Origin of the sequence: Moritella sp. 24, from assembly GCF_018219155.1 — a bacterium.
GTDB lineage: Bacteria > Pseudomonadota > Gammaproteobacteria > Enterobacterales > Moritellaceae > Moritella.
Genome location: NZ_CP056123.1, coordinates 1175934 through 1196743, shown reverse-complemented (window position 1 = coordinate 1196743; position 20810 = coordinate 1175934). Strand labels below are relative to the sequence as shown.

Genomic DNA, 20810 nt, shown 5'->3' with positions numbered 1-20810 from the left:
AAATGATGAAGTAACTATTAAGCATAAATTAGCTCTGCTTACATTACTCTGGTAAAAATGGCATGAAAGTACGTAGAAGAAAAACAATGAACAGTGATAAACCTAACGTGATGAGTGAATTCTTTCGATGGTCATAATAAATCTTATCGACAATAAAGACCCTTATGTTAATCACGATTAAATTTAATACGAGAGCAATTGGTACTTCTATGATATGGCTTAAACTCTGCTGACCATATCCAGTGTAAGTCACCATAATCCAAAACAGAACAATAAATATAGGGCCGTAGGCATCACTCCAAAACAACGCATTTCTCGATTTAGCCGCAATCCACGTAAGTAGTGTCAACATGCCATATAGCAGTAAAGAAAAAAACAATTCCAAAGTACATTCTCCGATAAGCTACACGTGTGTATCGCTATTTCAGCGATGTAAAAATTGCGCCGTATACGACGCAATTACGAACGACCTAAGGCGTGGTTAATGTATATTTCACCATATCTGCAACACTCATTAAGTGTATTTTATTTGCAGGTGCAGCATTAATCGTATAGAAATAAAACTCAGGACCTTTCTCGGTACCCAACATCTCTCTAAAGTAAGTTAACTGCGCACCGTGTGCTTTATCACCTTTACTTAACTGACCCGCATCTTTACCGTCTGCAGTACAACACCAAGAATGAACACCAAGCTTGCCGCCTGTTTCAAAAATACGTTGCGCACCAGCGGCAAATAAATCAACGCCACCAGAATAGGCTTCACCACCTTTTGGCATTAACGTGGTGAGACTTGCATTGCGAATGAGTCGGCCTGTGTGCATATTAATAGCATCATTATCTGAACCAGACACATTACTCAGTATTAACGTATCAACACTCGTGGTGTTAATCATCTCCTGAATTTGGATATATGTAGATGTGCCTAAAGTCCCTGCCAATGTTGCTTTTTTTCCGTTAATAATAAGCTTGCTATCACCAGCGCCCATTAGATGTTCGTTCAATTGTAAGCGAATAGAATAGATACCGCCGGTGACTTGATCTTTCACTGAACCGCTATAAATCGACGTGTCATCATCTTCGCTTATTTTAATATCAACACCAGTTAACATACGTGTTGCTTTAAAATCACCTAGATCCGAAGTATCCCCTTCATATAATGTAAGAGAAGCAGTTGGCTCATTATTTTTAAAATCGAAGCCAGCATGCACTAACCCTTTATCATATTTGATAATAATGGTGTCTTTCGTCTTATCAACATAAAATATTTTTGATTCAGCGCCTTCGAAGGTAAATTTTAAATTCTCTTTCGCTAATTTAAACTCTGCAATGTAATTAGCAACTTCGCTTGGTTGTATTCCATGTACTGCTGTTATTACTGGTTTTGTAGGAAGGACAGGTTTTGTTGTTGATTTTGACTTATTTGAAGAGTTACAACCTTGCAACCCAAGTATCGCTGTTAATATTAGTAACGAAATTCTTTTCATGATTAATTTCTTATTTAATAGTGAATTATTTGATAACGCTATTATCCAGAAATAAAATTGATGTGGGGTAAGGTTAGGTATGCGCTTGTAAACGGTTTGTCGTTAATTTGTCACTGTTTGTCATCTTTTTGAGACTCACAGCGACAGTGGAAAGGTTGATAAAGGCGATTTAAACTAAGTTTTGCCGTTATTCATGTTTTGAAAGATGAATAATCTTATATTTAGGCTGCGCGCCTTTCGCTGACCCACCGGGATTACTTATAGTGGTTTGCCATTTACTTTCCACATGACAGTGAGGACGGTGAACGTGACCACAAAGTAGATATTTCGGAGTGATAATTCCTAAGCTTAATGCAAATTCAATCTCTGAACATCCCCAATCCTCGCCTGTCTGTAACGCAGTTTCCGTTCCTGTGGGTGGGACATGCGCTAACAAAATATCGCAATCGCGAAACAAAGAGTAATCCCTTGTATCATAACGCGTACAACCAAATTTCCAGCCCTTGAGCACATTAATCGTACCGTCGATATGAATATTCGGTGCCGCTAACTCTGTTACCCAGTTCTTTTCACCAATGGCAATACTGTCTGGCATGAAGTCAATCTCATCAGATTCATAACAATCGGTATCAAAATCAACATTATCAGTGGGCATCTGCCATGAAACATCATCTTGTTCGATATCGTGATTACCCGAGCAAACATACACAGGTACAGATAATGTCATCAAGAACTGACGGTACCATGTCGCCTGTTCTGATAAAGAAAGCACAGCGTTAGTACTGTCGTCAAACAAATCACCAGAAATACAGATCGCATCGACTGCATGCTCTTCGCTCAACCATTCACAAGCAATCTGGTTAAAATGTAAATCTGTTACGTGCAGAATACTTAGGTTATCTCTTTTCATCATGTGGGATCGCCTCTTTAAACTGTGACTATTTAAAATTCGCCTCTGTTTTTAACATTTCTCATTGTCTTTAATCTTGAACTATTCATATTAACGAACGCTTGTTACACAAATTTGATTCTTTTGTAGAACGTATTATCTCGTTCATCAAGTCAGGTTTATTCAACTTATGAGCTTACTGGCGCTAAATAGCCACGACCGTCTTTCAATACATTACTCGTTCCCATCGTGTCGTCATTTAGCGCACTGCCATAATTATCACGACAGTGAGTACAAGGGCTCATTTTATTAACGAAGCGCCCTTTACGTGTATATTTTCTCACATAAGCATGTGAAATAGTGACATTACCACGATGTAATGCGATAGCATTGTCGAGTTTATGCCTCAAGTCACTTATCGCCGCATCTTCTGCACACATATCGTCATTTGCACGGCCCCAACCAGTCATTTCTTCACAAGTTTCGCTGTTTACATATCTTGCCGCAGCCCAAGGTCCAGCGTGATCCCCTGTTGGAGAACCATCTGGGAAATTAGAGGGTTTGTTTGCTAACAAGTATGCGATTGCTTCCAGCGGATCTGTCGGGGCGTCAGCACTGACTTTATCATGAGTCGATATGCTGCCGGTCGTGACAAAATAATGATGATTGTGACTGAGTTTTAAATCAGGACGATACAATGGATCTGTTATCTTATTAATAGATAAAACCTCGGCCACAGCACCATCGCAGGCAACTATTTTATCCGCCACATTAAGCCTATTAGCCTTTTCCCACTGTTTGGCAGTAAGGTAAAAAGAGTGATCATCTGCGACAAACATCGACGTTTTTATTTCACCAATAGCGTATTCAATCTCTAGCATATCTTGAGCAACATTTCCAAATATCAGTTAAACAGGGTTCTGTTGTCGTGGATTCTATGCATATTTTAATTTAGGGCAAGGGAAAACAAGATTATTTTCAGATAAACAGGATACGACAGTGAGGCGACTGGGGTTTCGGTATTGCACGATCAAAAAAAATCCCACTTACTGCAAATAAGTGGGATTTCACATAAAAGGTAACTAATGTCTTCTATGATTTAGACTTCTATTCCCGCATGGCAGGTATATCTTGCTTCTACGGTGTCATTATATTATTAAAGCGAATACGCCATAACTAGTAAAAATACCTGATAATCGTCGTCGTCCATTGTCAAATATGATTCAAATCAAAAACGACAGCATATTATTTTATTTAGTCCCCTAGACTCACCCAATGATTAATCAAATAACCAGAAATAGAATCTCGTCTTGGTACTTTAAAACCACTCCCATCATCACCCCAACTCCCAAATGATTGTAGTTCTACGCGAGAGAACCAGCGGGCATCATCAATTTCATTCTTATCAACTTCGATCTCATCACTGCTGGCATCGGCAATAAAACCCAACATAACTGACGATGGAAACGGCCACGGTTGGGATGCTAGATATTGCACATTAGTCACTGCAATACCAGACTCTTCCATCACTTCTCTGACAACTGCTGTCTCTAATGTTTCACCGGGATCAACAAACCCAGCGAGTGTCGAGTACACACCTTCGGGCCATTCAGCTTGGCGGCCTAACAAACAGCGCTCAATGCCGTCTGCAAACAGCTTGCGCACAACCATTATCACAGCAGGATCAGTTCGTGGAAAGGTTTGATGTAAACAAGCTTGGTTCGTGCATAAACGAGCATGCCCCGCAGATACCAACGTATTAGCCGAGCCACAACGTCCACAAAAACAATGAGAACGATGCCAAAAACATAACCCACGTGCTAATGCCAATAATGAGGCGGATGGATTATCTAATCCCATTGCCACTTTACGCAAATCACTAAACTCTCCATCAACCAAGAATGCTGCAACTAACGCATCATCAATATGGGTTAAGTCCAACGCAAAGTAAGGGGTACTATCATTATTTTCATCAAGCCCTAAAAATACGGCAACGTCTAAATCAAGATGCTGAACAGCATCAAGGGTTAAAAATAGTGGAGCGTGATCTACTTGGCTAAAATAGTTTTGATCTGTGTGAGTGAGTACCCACAGGCTATTATTCTGTTGTTGCTCTGCTAACCATTCTGGACTTTTACGTTGATTAGATGCTCGATTAAGCTCCATCTCACTGTATTTAAGCATCATAATCTTCCTTGTTGATGAATGTATGTCGTGTTTGTTTTTATGCGCTTTATTCGCTCATCGCTGCTTAACTAAAATTATCAGACTGGCGTTGATAAAACTGATAAATGTGTTCGATAAACAACTTCACTTTTAACGGCTGTAATTTAGTGTAGGGATAGATCGCATAAATACCTAATGATTTAGCGACCTGTTTTGGTAATACTTCCACCAAGGTTCCTGCTTGTAAGTCATCAGCCACCAGCACTTTAGGCACATAGATAAGCCCTAAGTTAAACAAGGCCGCTTTACGCAATGCTGCCGAGTTATTAGTACTGAAATTACCAGATATCTTGACGCTGTAATCTTCTTCACGGCCTTTGAACAACCACTCATTGGCGCCACTTTCTTGCTGGCTATAAGCAAGGCAATTGTACTTATCTAAATCTTGCGGTCGTTTTGGTGTGCCGTTTTTATCTAAATAAGCAGGAGATGCACAAATCACCCATTGTGCTTGCACTAATCGACGCGCAATATAGCTCGAATCTTGTAATGCACCCGTACGGATAGCCAAGTCAAAGTTGTTATCAATTAAATCAACAAAGCTATTATCCAGATCCATGTGTATATGGATATCAGGGTAATTAGCACTGAAATCAGCAATGGCTTCAGCTAAGATAATTTCGCCTGACACAGTCGGTACAGTTAACCGAATAGATCCAGACAGGCTATCCCCTAGTCCATTCATCGCATCTACTGCACCTTGCACCGATTGATATATGGTTCTGGCATGCTCAAAAAACACCTTACCTGCTTCGGTTAAAGTCAGTTTACGCGTAGTACGGAAGATCAGCTGTACGCCCATTTCTTTTTCTAAACGGGTTATGTGTTTGCTCACCACAGACTTAGTTAAACCAACAATATCAGCCGCTTTACTAAAAGAACCTTGCTCTATAAGGTGATAAAAAATTAAAAAATCATCGGTACTTCGCATTATTGGTCCACTTTATGAAACAGTCATGTGTAATCGAGCTAGTATATCAAATAGTGCGATGACGGTACTATATCTAAGATCACATAGGTGCTATGTCCGTAATCGCATCATTACATAATTAAATAAACATAATGTGGCGCATAAATAACAAAATAAAAATAACAAAGCCGTATTATTAGGAGCCGCAATGTCTAACCCTTACCACATTCTGATTAGCAAGCTACGCCAGTCTATTGATGAAAAGCGTATTATTACCGACCCGACACTCACCTTAGCTTACGGTACGGATGCCAGTTTCTATCGTTTAGTGCCAAAGCTAATCTTACAACTCGCTAATTTAGACGAGGTGGTATTGGTGATTAAGACTTGCTATGACATGGCGATCCCAGTGACATTTCGCGCGGCAGGCACCAGCTTATCAGGGCAAGCACTGTCAGACTCAGTACTCATCACGCTCACTTCTGATTGGCGTGAACATAAAGTATTAAACAACGGTGAACAGATCTGGTTACAACCGGGTATCATCGGTGCCGAAGCCAACAAGATCTTAGCTCCTTATCAACGTAAGATCGGGCCAGATCCAGCCTCTATCAACACCTGCAAAATTGGTGGTATTGCCGCTAACAATTCATCAGGCATGTGTTGTGGTACTGCGCAAAACAGTTATCAAACCTTAGCCGGTATGACGGTGGTACTCGCCGATGGTACCGTACTGAATACCTTAGACAGTTATAGTGTAGCGCAATTTAAAATCAGTCATCACGAGATGCTCGAAGATCTGACTCAACTGGCGCAAGCCTGTAAAGACAATACCGCATTAGCAGACAAGATCCGCCACAAATATCGCCTTAAAAACACCACAGGTTATAGTCTTAATTCATTAACCGATTACAGCGACCCGATTGATGTATTACAGCATTTATTTATTGGCTCAGAAGGCACGTTAGGTTTCATTGCTGATGTTACTTACAATACGGTGATCGACCATAGCTTTAAAGCCACAGGTCTGTACTTATTCGCCGATATTGAGCAAACCTGTTTAGCCGTGAGCGAACTTGCTAATACCAGTGTTGCTGCAGTGGAGCTAATGGATAATCGCGCGTTAAGCTCAGTGGCAGATAAACCGGGGATGCCAGGTTTTATTACTCAACTTGCTGCTGACAATAATACCGAAGCAGCAGCGCTACTCATTGAGATCCACGCCGAGAGTGATGCAGATTTAAACCAGCAACTGATCCAAATTAACACCTTAATTGACCAACTTAACCCAACCGAAGCGGTCGAGTTTAGTACGGATACCAAGGTATATAATCAACTGTGGGCGATCCGTAAGGAGTTATTCCCAGCCGTTGGTGCCGTTCGCGAAGTGGGTACGACCGTTATTATCGAAGATGTTGCATTCCCTATCGAGCAATTAGCACCAGCAGTACGTGATTTAGAAGTTTTATTTAAGAAGTATCACTACGACGAAGCAATCATCTTTGGCCATGCTTTAGCAGGTAACTTACACTTTGTATTTACCCAAGCATTTGAAACAGAAGAAGAGATCAATCGTTACAGTGGTTTTATGGATGATGTGGCACAGTTAGTCGCGGTTGAATATCAAGGTTCATTAAAAGCCGAACACGGTACAGGCCGTAATATGGCACCGTATGTCGAGCTTGAATGGGGCTGCGAAGGTTATGCCTTGATGCAAGATATCAAACGCATCTTTGATAAAACCGGTATTTTAAACCCAGGTGTAATATTAAACGACAACGAAAATAGCCATATCACTGATTTAAAAATCATGCCAGCAGCGGATGACATTATTGATAAATGTATTGAGTGTGGTTTTTGTGAGCCAGTGTGTCCATCACGAGAATTATCACTGACACCACGTCAGCGTAATACTGTGTATCGTGAAATTAGCCGCTTGCAACGCAGCCAAGAAGATCCCACGCGTCTTGCTGAATTAGAAAAATCGTTTAAATATTTAGGCATTGATACCTGCGCGGCAACGGGTTTATGTGCCGAGCGTTGTCCTGTGGATATTAATACTGGCGATCTTATTCGTAAACTACGCCAAGAACATTCTCCTATTGCCAATGTCATTGCACGTTGGAGTAGCGATCACTTTGCTGGGGTAACCAGTGCCACACAAGCTGGTTTGAGTGTTGCTAACGGTATACATACTGTTTTAGGCACAAAAACCATGCGTACTGTGACTAAAGCAACACATAAAATCAGTGGTGGCGCAGTACCATTATGGACGCCGAGCATGCCGAAAGCAGCGGGCAAAGTGAAGCTATTAGCAAGTACTAATGATGATATAGGTCTAGCGCATAAAAAGGTCGTTTATTTCCCAAGCTGTGCAGCGCGTAATATGGGTACTGCGAAAGATGCCATCGATAACCGCCCTCTTGCCGAAGTAACCCAAGCAGTATTACAAAAAGCGGGTATTGAAGTGGTGATGCCAAGTAAGTTATCAGAAAAATGCTGTGGTATGCCATATAAAAGTAAAGGTTTTGTTGATACAGCCTTGAGTAAATCAGAGCAATTAGAAGCCGCATTATGGGAAGCGTCAGAACAAGGTAAACTGCCAGTATTAATGGATACTAGCCCTTGTGCGAGTACCAGTATTGAGCTGATGACCAAAGATATCGCGATTTATGAACCCTTCCGTTTTGTCGCGGAGTTCGTGATGCAACATGTTGATATTACCCCACAACCAGAGCCTGTGATGTTACACGTGACTTGTACTTCACGTAAGCAAGGTTTAGCGGGTGTAATGGAGCAAGTAAGTCGAGCATGTGCAACAGAGGTGATTATCCCCGAAGATATTCTATGTTGTGGCTTTGCGGGTGATAAAGGCTTTACCACGCCAGAGTTAAACGCATCGGCCTTGTCACCTTTAGCACGCCAAGTACCAAGTAATTGCAATGAGGGTTATTCGAATAGCCGAACTTGTGAGATTGGTTTATCGGAACACAGTGGTATTGAATACCGTTCAATATTGTATCTGGTAGATAAAGTCAGCGAAAAGCGTATTAGCTAAAAGGTAAACAGTTAAACAGTTAAATAGGTAAATAGTTAAATAATTAAGTGATGAGTAAGCAGGTTTCAGCCAGCTTACTCATTTCGTAATACCAGATAATCACCAACAACTCCGGTGCCTTTACCGACTTCCACAAATCCTCTCGAAAAATAAAACTGCATCGCTTTTTCATTTTTAACCATGCACTTCAATACTTGCGGTCTACCATTTAACTCTGTCAGCATAGTGAGTAATTTGGAACCCACGCCTATCCCCTGCGCATCATCGGCAACAAACAAATGATGGATGAAATTGTCCGGTTCATAGACTGCAATAAATCCAAGCACCTTGCCTGCACTCACTGCGACATAGATAGTATCTTCAGTGATATGTGCATCAAAGTCCGTTAACTGATAACCGCTACTATCTAACCAAGTAAAAGTCGACATTCTTGATGCCATATAAAGCGCACGTAACGCGGGTAAATATGACGCTGAAAATGCAGTAATTTCCATCTATTTGTTATATCCCTATCGTAAATATCTATCCTAAATCCCTATCGTATTTCTAACCTGACTTTTCCAGTATTCGTGTAGCCCTTCAATGTCTTCAGAACACATCAGAGACATCGCACCTTTTAGTTGAACTTCAGTCCATGTCCACCATTGCATTTCAAGTAGCATAGTAATTTGCTGCTCGCTAAATCGATACCGAATGTGCTTTGCTGGGTTTGAACCAACGATAGAATAAGGTGCAACGTCCTTCGTCACCACAGCGCGGCTGGCAATAATAGCTCCATCACCGACTTTAACACCACTCATGATCATCGCTTCGGTGCCAATCCAAACGTCATTACCAATCACTGTATCACCAGCACGTTGAAAGCCATCTTTGGCATTCGCAAAGTTTTCATTGTCTTGATAAAAGAACGGAAAACTACTGACCCACTCGTGCTGATGGCCTTGATTGCCCGCCATCATAAATACTGCGCCAGAACCGATAGAGCAGTAACTGCCGATAATTAACTTATCGATGTCAGTACGGTCAGGTAATAAATAACGCGCGCAATCATCAAAGCTATGATTATGATAATAACCAGAATAGTAACTGTGCTCACCGACAATAATATTCGGGTTTGTTACTTGTTCTTTTAGAGATTTCCCCACAAATGGGCTTTCAAAATAATTCTTCAACCGAGATCCTTTACTGATGTACTTTACGTTATCTTTATAATAAGCCAAGCAAGCTTATGCACTAATGACCCCATTATAGGTCAAATCACGCTAACGTAAATCAGTACGATGGATACCGTAGATTGCATGAGCAACAATATCATTATGCAGGCTTTCATAATTACTCACGATACCCTCTAATGTCATATTCAAACGCTCGCACAATCGTCGACTTGGTCCATTCTCAACAGCAGCGCATATTTCTACTTTATCCATGCTTAATTCCGAGAAAGCATATTCAATTAAAAAGCTCACTGCTTTTGTCATGATGCCCAACCCTTGGTATTTTTCACTTAACCAATAGCCTATCTCTACTTTTTTTAATTGCTGATTAATACTGTTAAAACTAATATTACCAACCACAGTTCCTTGATAAATTAATGTGCAAGTCATTGACTTACCTTGAGCATAATCCTGAAGTGATTGCCTAATAAAAGAGAGGAAAAATGCTTCGTCATTGGCGTTATTCGCCCACGGTAACCATTTTGATAAATAGGCGCGCTCGGTCGTGACAATATCTAAATACCGTTGCGCAAATGAGGGCTGTACAAGCGCCAAGTTTAAATCTGGACATATATTTAATGTGAACATCAACTCTCCTTAATATAGTTTATATATTACTATATTAAGTGTTACACATACCCCAAACAAGGTATTAGATCACAGATGTAAAATAAAAGCCCCTGCATCAATGTTGATTATCACGATAATCAGATAACTTAAACAATGTGGCTGATAAAGGCTCAATACAGCACTTTTTACACACCTTTTGCTGTCGTCTATTAATGTATTTATAGTGGTGTTTTTTACGATGCAATGACAGTTTTTTATCACACACAGCACAATGCGGTTTGTAGGGTAAAATAACTAATTCGAATATGATCACAGGTAGCATTAGCAAAGTAATGACAATGATTATGACGACGTTTTCCACAAGTTCTATCTCTTTATCTAAATCTGTATAAAGCAATATTTTCCCATAGAAGCAAGCTGACGAATGTCCGCAAGTGGACACTCGATGATTAATGGTGGTGAAATTTAGACGTCCTTTCTATTCGTTTTTATTCCGGCGAATCTTTGGTATAGCTAATGATGTTATGCATAGTCATCGACCTATCCGTCATATTACGGTAGCCGTGTGGCTGGTCAGCATTAAATTTAATATTCTCCCCTTGCTCCAAGGTATGCCATTCTTGCTCAAGGCCCTCAGCTGACAACTCCAAGTAATATTCCATCGAACCATCGACTGCAATAATATGCTCTACCACGCCAGCGTTATGCGGAGCCGAAATATGCTCACGCTGTGGATCTAGCGTTATTTGAAAGACTTCAAGTTTAGTCAATGCATCATAAGGAAACAGCGTAACAATATGAATATCACGTTCACTATTTTGCAGCGTATTAACGGGTGAATGAGACGTTGTTTGCGCCAAGTCGGTCAGGAAATAAGACAGCGGTAATTCAAATCCATTGGCAATATTCCATAATCGCACCACGGTAGGACTGGATTCGCCCCGCTCTATTTGACCAAGCATCGCTTTTGATACCCCCGTGTGCTGATTGGCTTTATCTAAGCTCCAGCCTTTCTTGCTACGAGCCGCTTTAAGCCGTGTGCCTAACGATGTATGAATACTGATAATAACTCCTTCCTAATCAGAAGCGCGATTCTAAGAGAGACGCAAGTAATGACAATAGCCCTTGTGCGTTATAGCGCACAATGCTATTTTACTCGACATGCTGTGCGTTATTACGCACAACTCACTTTAACATGGATAGTATGAAGGAAGAAGTACGGTATGAGAGGCATCATTTTAAATCGAATTAACATGGGATTCATTGCTGCTTTGGTGGGTTTCACTAGTTCCATTGCATTAATCTATCAAGCCGCCTCTAATTTAGGTGCAGACCTCGTCATGGTATCCAGTTGGATCTTTGCATTAGGCTTAGGCATGGGGATCACCTCAGTGGCCCTGTCTCTCTATTATCGCACGCCTTTACTAATCGCATGGTCAACACCCGGGGCGGCATTACTTATCACTAGCACCCAAGGTTTTAGTATTAACGAAGCAGTAGCCGCTTTTCTCTTCTCCGCCTGTTTAATTACACTTTCTGGACTATCAGGGTTGTTTGAAAAACTAATGAACCGTGTTCCCTTACAGATAGCCAGTGCCATGCTTGCAGGGATATTACTGTCTTTTGGTATTGATGTGTTTAATGTAATGGCTGACTCTCCCCTACTTGTCGGCCTGATGTTTATCACTTACTTGATCACTAAAGCCATCATTCCTCGCTTTGCCATGTTAGCTATTTTAATCGTAGGGATTACATCTGCTTGGGCACAGGGCTTGTTTATAGTACCAGAACTAGAATGGCGTTTAGGAGAGCTTGTATATATTGAGCCAGAGTTTACTCTTGCCGCCTTAATCAATATTGGCTTTCCTTTATTTATTGTCACAATGGCAACACAGAATATGCCCGGTATTGCCATTTTGAAAGCCCATGGTTATCACGCCCCCGTATCCAATGTAATGACAATAACAGGCATCACCAATATGCTCATCGCCCCTTTCGGCGGTTTTGGTATTAACTTAGCTGCAATCACTGCGGCAATCTGTATGTCAGAAGAAGCCGATGAAGATCCAAAGAAACGCTACTGGGCAGCAGTAAGCGCAGGTGTTTTTTATCTGTTAATGGGAATTTGTGCGTTAAGTTTAATGACCCTATTTCAAGCCATGCCATCAGCCTTAATTATGGCGCTTGCAGGTATCGCGCTGTTCTCAACAATTGGTAATAGCCTACAACACGCATTAATTGAGTCATCTTATAAAGAAGCTGCACTTATCACCTTCTTGGTCACCGCCTCAGACTTTTCCTTATGGAATATCGGTTCGGCATTATGGGGGGTTGTGGCAGGATTAATGACGATAGTAATATTCTCTTTCACTACTTTAATAAAGAAATCGAGTCACCACAAAAAAGAAGACAGCCTGTCAAGTAATTGAAAGTAAATGATTTAGGCTATATATGTTACATACCGATGATATAGATCATGAAATATTATACCTCATAAGTGTAATCATGAGATAGATCATGCTTTATAATTTGAAGTGTGACCTAGATCGTTGTGTATTGATTCTCATTAACTATTATACGCTCCGCATATTTAACTATGCGGCATTATGATTTAAAGGGAAACAATGGCTCATATAACAAGTAATGAAAGAACGTTCTCATCATCAGAGCAATTAGTCTCTATTACTGATCTTGATGGCAGGATCACTTACGCAAATAATGCATTCTGTGAAATTGCGGGTTACACACTTGAGGAATTAGTCGGCCAACACCACAATATTGTTCGTCACCCATCAATGCCAAAAGGCGCTTTTAGCGATTTATGGGATAAATTAAAGCGAAATGATTCATGGCGAGGAATGGTTAAAAACCGTTGTAAAAATGGCGATTATTATTGGGTAGATGCCTACGTAACACCTGTATATGACAATGGTAACGTCGTCGGTTACCAATCGGTTAGAACACAGCCCAGCAACGAACAAAAACAACAAGCCAAACAACTGTACGATACATTAAACAACGGCAAGTCAGTATCTGACTTTCAGGCTAACATTAACTTACGCCGACTCATGGCTACCGTGGTTATTATCACGGCTTTTTTAACTAACTTTATCTACGCTGAATCACTTTTACCATCAATTTTCTTACTCGCATCTGTTTGCCTTATTGCACTCATTTTTGCTCAAGAGTTATTCTTGTTTCCAAATTACGCAGCCAAAACGAAAGCTTTATTCGATAGTCCGTCACGCATTATTTTTTCAGGTAATGGCTTATTAAGCATTATCTCTTATCCATTAGAATTGTATAAAGCACAGATTAGAACGATATTGGGCCGAAGCCACGACTCTGGTAAGAAACTGGCAAAAGTAGCATCTAAATTAGAGCAAGCATCTCAAGAAATGCTAGAAGGTATACAAGAAGAAAGTGATCAACTGACCCAATTTTCAACCGCAATTACCGAAATGAGCTCAACCATTCAAGAAGTCAGCTTAAATACCAGTCAAACCCATGATAAAGTCTTGCTGGTACAACAAGAGTGCCAAACCAACATTCAGGTTATCGATAAAAACCAAGATAAAATTAATAGCTTGGTTGGTGACGTTGATAAAGCCGCCTCCAATGCCCTTGAGCTGGTTGATGATGTTAATAATATTTCAACAATTATGAATGAAATTCAAGGTATTGCCGATCAAACTAACCTGCTAGCCCTAAATGCCGCAATTGAAGCTGCCAGAGCCGGTGAACAAGGTCGAGGCTTTGCAGTAGTTGCTGATGAAGTCAGAAATTTAGCCAGCCGAACTCAAGGCGCAACAATTCAGATCCAGCGTTCAGTTGTTGAATTGCAAGACACTTTAACAACATGGAGCCAAGTCATGCTAACCAGTAAAGTGAATGCTGAGGAATGCTCTGAAGATAGCTCAAATATAAAACAAGCAATGGAAAATATTATCACCAATGTGGATGATGTCAGTGATATGACCTCGCAAATAGCAACAGCAGCTGAAGAGCAAAGTATCGTGGCTCATCAAATGACTCAAAGTATCCATACAATCGATACTATTTCGAAGCAAAATACTTTACATGCCAACCAAGTTAATCACTATGGCATTGAAGTAAACAAAAGCGCGGAAGATATTGAAAAGTTAAGTTCGACGTTTAAATAATACATAGCAGTAGTCCACTTACTCTCTAACAAAGTGGACTACTTACATAAAATTTTATTAAATTAAGCTTTCTCTTCAGCCTCAAACCAACGGTAAACAATACCCGCTAATATCGCACCAACAATCGGCGCTACCCAGAATAGCCAAAGCTGAGACAGAGCCCAATCACCTTGGAAAATAGCAACACCCGTACTACGAGCTGGATTAACCGACGTATTTGTTACAGGGATGCTGATCAAGTGAATTAAGGTCAAACCAAGACCAATCGCAATTGGTGCAAAACCTGCTGGTGCACGTTTGTCTGTCGCACCTAAAATAATAATCAAAAACATAAATGTCATGACAATTTCAGTCACTAATGCAGCGACTAACGTGTAACCACCAGGAGAGTGTTCACCATAACCATTTGACGCGAAGCCTGCTGTCGCATCAAAGCCAGCTTGACCACTCGCGATAAGGTATAGTGTTGCAGCACCCGCAATACCACCAAGCACTTGAGCAAAGATATAAGGACCTAGTTCTGCCGCAGAAAAACGACCACCAGACCAAAGTCCGATTGAAACAGCGGGATTAAGGTGACAACCTGAGATATGACCAATAGCAAACGCCATTGTTAATACAGTAAGACCAAACGCGAGTGATACACCCAATAAACCGATACCTACATCAGGAAAAGCCGCAGCAATAACAGCACTACCACAACCACCTAATACCAACCAAAATGTACCGATAAACTCAGCAGCTAACTTTTTTGTTAATGTCATTATTTATTCCTTTATATATTTTGCACATGATTGAAAAATCAATATCCTGCACGACCACCTATCGTCATTGAAGGTAGTTTCATTCGAAACTAACACTCGAATATACAAGGGTCAAGAAGGATACTGCATCCATTTGAAATACATAAATTAATATCACTTAAACACTAAATGATTAATCAATATAAATGATCTAAAAACATTATTAGCATAGCTTAAAACGTCAGTTTTGCGCCCATATTCACTTGCCCTTGCCACATTAATTCGGCATCGACTAACCACTTACAATTCCCGCCACTACAGAACAGGGATTGCGAACTACCAATAAAAGTGGCGTAACCTCGCACATCCGCAAACAATGCAAAACGCGGGGTTAATTGATATTCAGCGCCACCCCCAACGCCCATTGAAAAATGCGTTTCATTAGAGAAGCTACCACCTGGACGCATTTGCGTTAAACCAACACTGGTGGTGATGTACGGTCGAAATTTACCTTGTGGAAAATACAGCGCACCGCCAAGGTGTAAATAGTCGGTAGCAAGATCGGTTACTTCAGCTTGATTCAAGTTATCGCCAATACTAAATTCAGTGGATTGATGACTATACAGTAAATAAATACTGCCCGGGTCTGGGGTTGTCACGCCAGCCATCACGCCCCAATAACCTGATTCTGCAATTTTGACTGCGCTTTCTTCTTGCGTATTAACGTCAATTGTCGAAAAGTCACTTGTCCCAAAACCGTATCCACCAAATGGCGCGATAAATACCTCGGCACCAGCGATACCAACATGCAGCAGCGTACTCATCGCGATCAGACTAGTACCAAGTCGTTGCTTATACTTCATCATACATCCTGTAATATCGTGATTAACTGTTGAAAATATAGCATTCACCTTTGTTTAACTACAGAAACGGGATCACTTTTTTAACAAAAAACTATATACTCCCCTGCTTAACCGCCCTTAGTTTCATAATGCGAGATATAGATATGCTGCACCAGACGTTACAACACTACTTTGGCTATGATCAATTTAGAGAAGGCCAAGAAGCTGTAATTAAGAGTATTGTCAGTGGCAAATCAAGCGCAGCCATTTTTCCAACTGGTTCGGGTAAATCGCTATGCTATCAAATGTCAGCGTTACACTTGCCTAACTTGACTCTCGTTATCTCGCCATTACTTGCCTTGATCCAAGATCAGCTATTGTTCTTAAAGAAACATAATATTGCTGCGGCTAAAATTGATTCGAGTATGTCTGTCGATGACGTCAGAGATACCATGTCGAAAGTACGCGAAGGTGAAGTAAAGATCTTAATGATCTCGGTTGAGCGTTTGAAGAATGAGCGCTTTCGTAAGTTCATTAAGCAAATCCCGATTTCATTATTAGTGGTTGATGAGGCACACTGTATTTCAGAATGGGGTCATAACTTTCGTCCCGATTATCTGAAACTACCTCAGTACCAAAAAGAATTGAATATTAAGCAAGCCTTATTACTCACGGCAACGGCAACTCCTTCCGTGATTAAAGACATGGAAACCAAGTTTAATATCAATCCAGAAGACATTGTTAAAACTGGTTTTTATCGCTCTAACCTTAGCTTGCTCATGCACCCGATTGCACAAGAGAAAAAGCTGAATGCGCTAACCCGTTGGTTAGGTAAAAAATCAGGCCAAGCTTCTATTGTTTACGTTACCCTGCAAAAGACAGCCGAAGAATTAGCGAGTGCCCTGCAACAAACGGGTATTGAAGCGGTAGCCTATCACGCGGGTATGCCAACTGAGATTCGTGAAGAAGTGCAGCAAAATTTCATGCGTAATGGCATTGATTGTATTGTGGCAACCATTGCTTTTGGTATGGGCATTGATAAAAGTAACATCCGTAACGTCGTGCACTTTGATTTACCAAAATCTATCGAAAATTACAGTCAGGAAATTGGCCGTGCAGGACGTGACGGTAATGATTCGCAATGTTTAGTATTAGCCAATTTAGACAACCAAAGTATTCTCGAAAACTTTGTTTACGGTGATACGCCTGAACAACACGGCATTGAAGCGGTATTAGCTGAAATTCAAGCTGCGGGCACAGAGTGGGAACACACTTTATACGGCTTATCAATGAGCAGTAACTTGCGCCAAGCACCTTTAAAAACCTTACTTGTGTACTTAGAAATGCAAGGCATCATCAAACCCTTGTACTCTTACTTTGCTGAATATCGTTTTAAATTTCTCAAAGATCCGGCCCAAATACTGAATCAGTTCAGTGATGAAAAACGCGTGTTCATTGAAGAAATATTTAACGCCTCTCCAGCTAAGCGCACATGGGCAACGGTTAACTTCGAACGCATGAGTGAAGGTTATCAGGAACAACGCAGTCGTGTTATTACTGCACTTGAGTTTTTGCATGAACGCAATAACATCGTGCTTGAAAGCAAATTAATGACGGATGTATATCAGATACTGAACTCACGTTTTGATAGTCAGCAGTTAGCGGAAACTCTCCATCAGCAGTTTGCAAATAAAGAAACAAGTGAAATTAAACGTGTGCATGCCGTAGGTCGCTATATTCAAAGTTCACAATGCTTAAGTAAAGGACTCTCAACCTATTTCGGGGATGATAAAGCACCAACACAATGTGGTACATGTTCAGTGTGCCAGGGACGGATTGCACAACTACCACAACCAGCAAGCATGCCACCGTTATCGGTAGAACAAGTCACCGAGCTAAGCCAAGCGTTTATTCATGCCTGTGACAAGAAACCAACCCCAGTGTTAATTACACGTTTCTTATGTGGTATTAGTACGCCACTATTTATGAAGATGAAAGCGAAGAAGATCAGCAACTTTGCGGCACTACAAGCGTATCCTTATCAGGTCATACTCACGCTGCTTACAAACGAAAAGTAAGTACCAGCATCAATCATTATTCCGCATAAAAAAATAGCGCGACAGAAAGACTGCCGCGCTATTTTACTTCTGACTTTCTAACACAATATTAATAATATCGAGTCAGAAACACCAACACTTATTATAGTGCTTTAAGTGCTAGTTCGTAATTTGCTTCGTCAGTAATCTCTGCAACTAATTCACTGTGTGTTACAACACCTTCAGCATTGATACATACTACAGCACGTGTTGTTAAACCACGTAATGCGCCATCAGGGATAGCTACACCGTAAGCTTCTGCAAACTCAGGGCTACGGAATGTTGATGCGTGTTGCACGTTCGCAATACCTTCAACTTCACAGAAACGGCCTGTTGCGAAAGGTAGATCTGCAGAAACACATACAACAACAGTGTTTTCTAATGTTGCAGCAGCTTCATTGAATTTACGTACACCAGCAGCACATACAGGCGTATCGATACTCGGGAAGATGTTAAGAACAACCTTCTTACCCGCTAAGCTTGCTAGTGTTAATTCAGATAAGTCTGCAGCCGTTAATGCAAATGCAGGTGCTAATGAACCCACAGCTGGAATTGAACCTGAGATATTTACAGCATCGCCTTGAAAAGTTACTTGAGTCATATTGTTATCCGTTACATAAATGAAGAGATTAATGAACAATTGAAACAACCAATAAATATTGATTTAGTTCAACCACTTAAAAAACCATACAACAAACACTGATCTAGATCAACGCTTACCAGCTATTAATACTGTAAGGATTTGTAAACATAGTCAATGCTATAAACATGTTATTTTAATAATAAGGATACATAAACAAAAGGGGATAACACTCAGTGTTATCCCCTTTTCATTCTTTAGAGTCTAACTACAAAGTAGCTAGCCTCACGATAAAGATATTAAACAAGTTTTTTAAGTGCGTTAGCAACGAATTCAACTTGTGGACCAATTACTACTTGAACAGCAGTTTTACTTGGCTTGATTACACCTGGTACGTGACGTTTAAGTTCAGCGTCATTTACTAGTGATGAATCTTTAACATCAAGACGTAGACGTGTTGCACAGTTATCAACATGTACTAAGTTGTCTTTACCACCAACAAGTTCGAAAACTTTAGCAGCAACTTCAGTGTGTGATGATTTACCTGCTTTAGCAGGAGCAGCAGCTTCTTCGCCAGCGTCTTCACGACCTGGAGTTTTAAGGTCAAACTTAACAATGATAGTACGGAATGCAACGTAGTAGATTACGAAGAATGCAGCACCTTGAACAAGTAGCATGTACCACTGTGTTGCAAGCGGGTTACGTGAAGATAATACTAAATCAACAAGACCTGCACTGAAACCGAAGCCTGCAATCCACTGCATAGAAGCAGCGATGAATACAGAAACACCTGTTAAGAATGCATGTAGAGCGAACAGTACTGGTGCAACAAACATGAATGAGAATTCTAGTGGTTCAGTAACACCTGTGAAGAATGTTGCGAAACCAGCAGCCATCATGATAGATGTTACTTTCGCTTTGTTTTCAGGTTTAGCTGTATGAACGAACGCTAATGCAGCACCTAATAGACCAAACATCATGATTGGGAAGAAACCAGCTTGGTACATACCAGTAACACCAACAGTACCGTTACCGTTAGCAATTGACTGTGCGCCACCTAGGAAGTTAGGGATATCGTTAATACCAGCAACGTCAAACCAGAATACTGAGTTAAGTGCATGGTGAAGACCAACAGGGATAAGCATACGGTTAAAGAATGCGTAGATACCAGCGCCTGTAGGACCCATATCTTTAATGCTAGTACCGAAAGTTACTAGACCATCAAAAATCATTGGCCATACGTACATAAGTACGAATGAAAGACCCATCATTACAAAAGAAGTAACGATTGGTACTAAACGACGACCACTGAAGAATGTAAGTGCTTTAGGCAGCTCAACTTCACTGAAACGGTTATACAGCTCAGCTGAGATAACACCTACTAAGATACCAACAAATTGGTTGTTGATTTTAGCAAATGCAGCAGATACTTGGTCAGCGCCAACACCTTGGATTGCAGCAACTGCACCCGGTGAAAGTAGCGTTGTCACAACTAAGAAGCCAACAAGACCAGCAAGCGCGGCTGAACCGTCTTTGTCTTTTGACATACCGTAAGCAACACCTACAGCAAATAGAAGCGACATGTTATCAATGATTGCAGCACCAGACTTGATGAAGAATGCTGCAAGCATGTTTTCGCCGCCCCATGCGACTGGATCAATCCAGTAACCAATACCCATTAATACTGCAGCAGCAGGTAAAACTGCCACTGGAACCATCAGTGCGCGACCGATTTTTTGTAAATAGCTAAACATACAGCCATCATCCTTATTTAAGTTTAAAATCCAAAATTGTTATGTTCTTGTTATGAAACTGCATCAGTTCCATTAAAAGAACAGACTTCGTACTTACTTACCCCATAACTTATTTCGTAATGTAAAGTAAGAGCGCTAAAATGACAAACCAAATTCCGCTTTAATTCGTTGCAGTGTGATCTAATTCAACCATTTGAGCATAAAAAGACAAGTTTTGATGGCTGGTTCTGAAAACTTAATTTACAATTAAAAAAAAGTATCGCTTATCATTAAAAACTATA

The 20810-nt window shown here is 40.7% G+C and carries 18 protein-coding genes; 4 read left to right on the top strand and 14 right to left on the bottom strand.

Features of this window, described 5'->3' with window-relative positions; translation table 11 throughout:
- Nucleotides 1-43: 43 nt before the first annotated feature.
- The 6 genes from HWV00_RS05520 to HWV00_RS05495 all read right to left on the bottom strand — a co-directional run bounded on the left by HWV00_RS05520 (nucleotide 44) and on the right by HWV00_RS05495 (nucleotide 5530).
- Complete coding sequence (locus HWV00_RS05520; RefSeq protein WP_255554930.1) at nucleotides 44-385, bottom strand: hypothetical protein; 342 nt, start codon at nucleotides 383-385, stop codon at nucleotides 44-46.
- Between the two features lie 85 nt (nucleotides 386-470).
- Nucleotides 471-1484: a hypothetical protein gene (locus tag HWV00_RS05515; RefSeq protein ID WP_211685131.1), complete on the bottom strand. Its 1014-nt coding sequence runs from the start codon at nucleotides 1482-1484 to the stop codon at nucleotides 471-473.
- A 187-nt stretch (nucleotides 1485-1671) separates the two neighbouring features.
- Nucleotides 1672-2397, bottom strand: coding sequence for a metallophosphoesterase (locus HWV00_RS05510; RefSeq protein WP_211685130.1), 726 nt, complete (start codon nucleotides 2395-2397; stop codon nucleotides 1672-1674).
- A gap of 164 nt (nucleotides 2398-2561) precedes the next feature.
- Nucleotides 2562-3254: a hypothetical protein gene (locus HWV00_RS05505; RefSeq protein WP_211685129.1), complete on the bottom strand. Its 693-nt coding sequence runs from the start codon at nucleotides 3252-3254 to the stop codon at nucleotides 2562-2564.
- Between the two features lie 373 nt (nucleotides 3255-3627).
- On the bottom strand, nucleotides 3628-4557 hold the full coding sequence (nudC, locus tag HWV00_RS05500; RefSeq protein ID WP_211686360.1) for an NAD(+) diphosphatase: 930 nt from the start codon (nucleotides 4555-4557) through the stop codon (nucleotides 3628-3630).
- 67 nt (nucleotides 4558-4624) lie between these two features.
- Nucleotides 4625-5530 carry a LysR family transcriptional regulator gene (locus HWV00_RS05495; RefSeq protein ID WP_211685128.1) on the bottom strand — a complete coding sequence of 302 codons (906 nt, stop codon included), beginning with the start codon at nucleotides 5528-5530 and terminating at the stop codon, nucleotides 4625-4627.
- Between the two features lie 187 nt (nucleotides 5531-5717).
- Between HWV00_RS05495 and HWV00_RS05490 the strand changes: the two genes are divergently transcribed.
- The gene (locus tag HWV00_RS05490; protein WP_211685127.1) at nucleotides 5718-8567 is read left to right on the top strand and encodes an FAD-binding and (Fe-S)-binding domain-containing protein; all 2850 of its coding nucleotides are present in this window, start codon (nucleotides 5718-5720) and stop codon (nucleotides 8565-8567) included.
- Between the two features lie 74 nt (nucleotides 8568-8641).
- Here the strand turns inward: HWV00_RS05490 and HWV00_RS05485 are convergent, their stop codons facing one another.
- The 4 genes from HWV00_RS05485 to HWV00_RS05470 form a co-directional block, all read right to left on the bottom strand.
- On the bottom strand, nucleotides 8642-9061 hold the full coding sequence (locus HWV00_RS05485; RefSeq protein ID WP_211685126.1) for a GNAT family N-acetyltransferase: 420 nt from the start codon (nucleotides 9059-9061) through the stop codon (nucleotides 8642-8644).
- A gap of 33 nt (nucleotides 9062-9094) precedes the next feature.
- The gene (catB, locus tag HWV00_RS05480) at nucleotides 9095-9739 is read right to left on the bottom strand and encodes a type B chloramphenicol O-acetyltransferase (RefSeq protein ID WP_211685125.1); all 645 of its coding nucleotides are present in this window, start codon (nucleotides 9737-9739) and stop codon (nucleotides 9095-9097) included.
- 90 nt (nucleotides 9740-9829) lie between these two features.
- Complete coding sequence (locus HWV00_RS05475) at nucleotides 9830-10369, bottom strand: GNAT family N-acetyltransferase (protein ID WP_211685124.1); 540 nt, start codon at nucleotides 10367-10369, stop codon at nucleotides 9830-9832.
- 470 nt (nucleotides 10370-10839) lie between these two features.
- A complete protein-coding gene (locus HWV00_RS05470) occupies nucleotides 10840-11409 on the bottom strand; it encodes a helix-turn-helix domain-containing protein (RefSeq protein ID WP_370630517.1) in 570 nt (189 codons plus the stop codon).
- A 165-nt stretch (nucleotides 11410-11574) separates the two neighbouring features.
- On the opposite strand from HWV00_RS05470, the gene HWV00_RS05465 reads away from it, so the two are divergent.
- Nucleotides 11575-12780, top strand: a complete 1206-nt coding sequence (locus HWV00_RS05465) for a benzoate/H(+) symporter BenE family transporter (RefSeq protein WP_211685123.1) — start codon at nucleotides 11575-11577, stop codon at nucleotides 12778-12780.
- Nucleotides 12781-12975: 195 nt separating this feature from the next.
- A complete protein-coding gene (locus tag HWV00_RS05460; protein WP_211685122.1) occupies nucleotides 12976-14514 on the top strand; it encodes a PAS domain-containing methyl-accepting chemotaxis protein in 1539 nt (512 codons plus the stop codon).
- A gap of 62 nt (nucleotides 14515-14576) precedes the next feature.
- Here the strand turns inward: HWV00_RS05460 and aqpZ are convergent, their stop codons facing one another.
- Nucleotides 14577-15278 carry an aquaporin Z gene (gene aqpZ / locus HWV00_RS05455; RefSeq protein WP_211685121.1) on the bottom strand — a complete coding sequence of 234 codons (702 nt, stop codon included), beginning with the start codon at nucleotides 15276-15278 and terminating at the stop codon, nucleotides 14577-14579.
- Nucleotides 15279-15490: 212 nt separating this feature from the next.
- Nucleotides 15491-16120 (bottom strand): outer membrane beta-barrel protein, encoded by a 630-nt coding sequence (locus HWV00_RS05450; protein WP_211686356.1) that lies wholly within the window; start codon nucleotides 16118-16120, stop codon nucleotides 15491-15493.
- A 143-nt stretch (nucleotides 16121-16263) separates the two neighbouring features.
- Between HWV00_RS05450 and HWV00_RS05445 the strand changes: the two genes are divergently transcribed.
- Entirely contained in the window at nucleotides 16264-18177 is a 1914-nt protein-coding gene (locus HWV00_RS05445; RefSeq protein WP_211686354.1) for an ATP-dependent DNA helicase RecQ, read from the top strand.
- Nucleotides 18178-18298: 121 nt separating this feature from the next.
- Here the strand turns inward: HWV00_RS05445 and tpx are convergent, their stop codons facing one another.
- Both tpx and nagE read right to left on the bottom strand, forming a co-directional pair.
- The gene (gene tpx / locus HWV00_RS05440) at nucleotides 18299-18796 is read right to left on the bottom strand and encodes a thiol peroxidase (protein WP_211685120.1); all 498 of its coding nucleotides are present in this window, start codon (nucleotides 18794-18796) and stop codon (nucleotides 18299-18301) included.
- A 278-nt stretch (nucleotides 18797-19074) separates the two neighbouring features.
- Nucleotides 19075-20529 carry an N-acetylglucosamine-specific PTS transporter subunit IIBC gene (gene nagE, locus HWV00_RS05435; RefSeq protein ID WP_211685119.1) on the bottom strand — a complete coding sequence of 485 codons (1455 nt, stop codon included), beginning with the start codon at nucleotides 20527-20529 and terminating at the stop codon, nucleotides 19075-19077.
- Nucleotides 20530-20810: the final 281 nt, after the last annotated feature.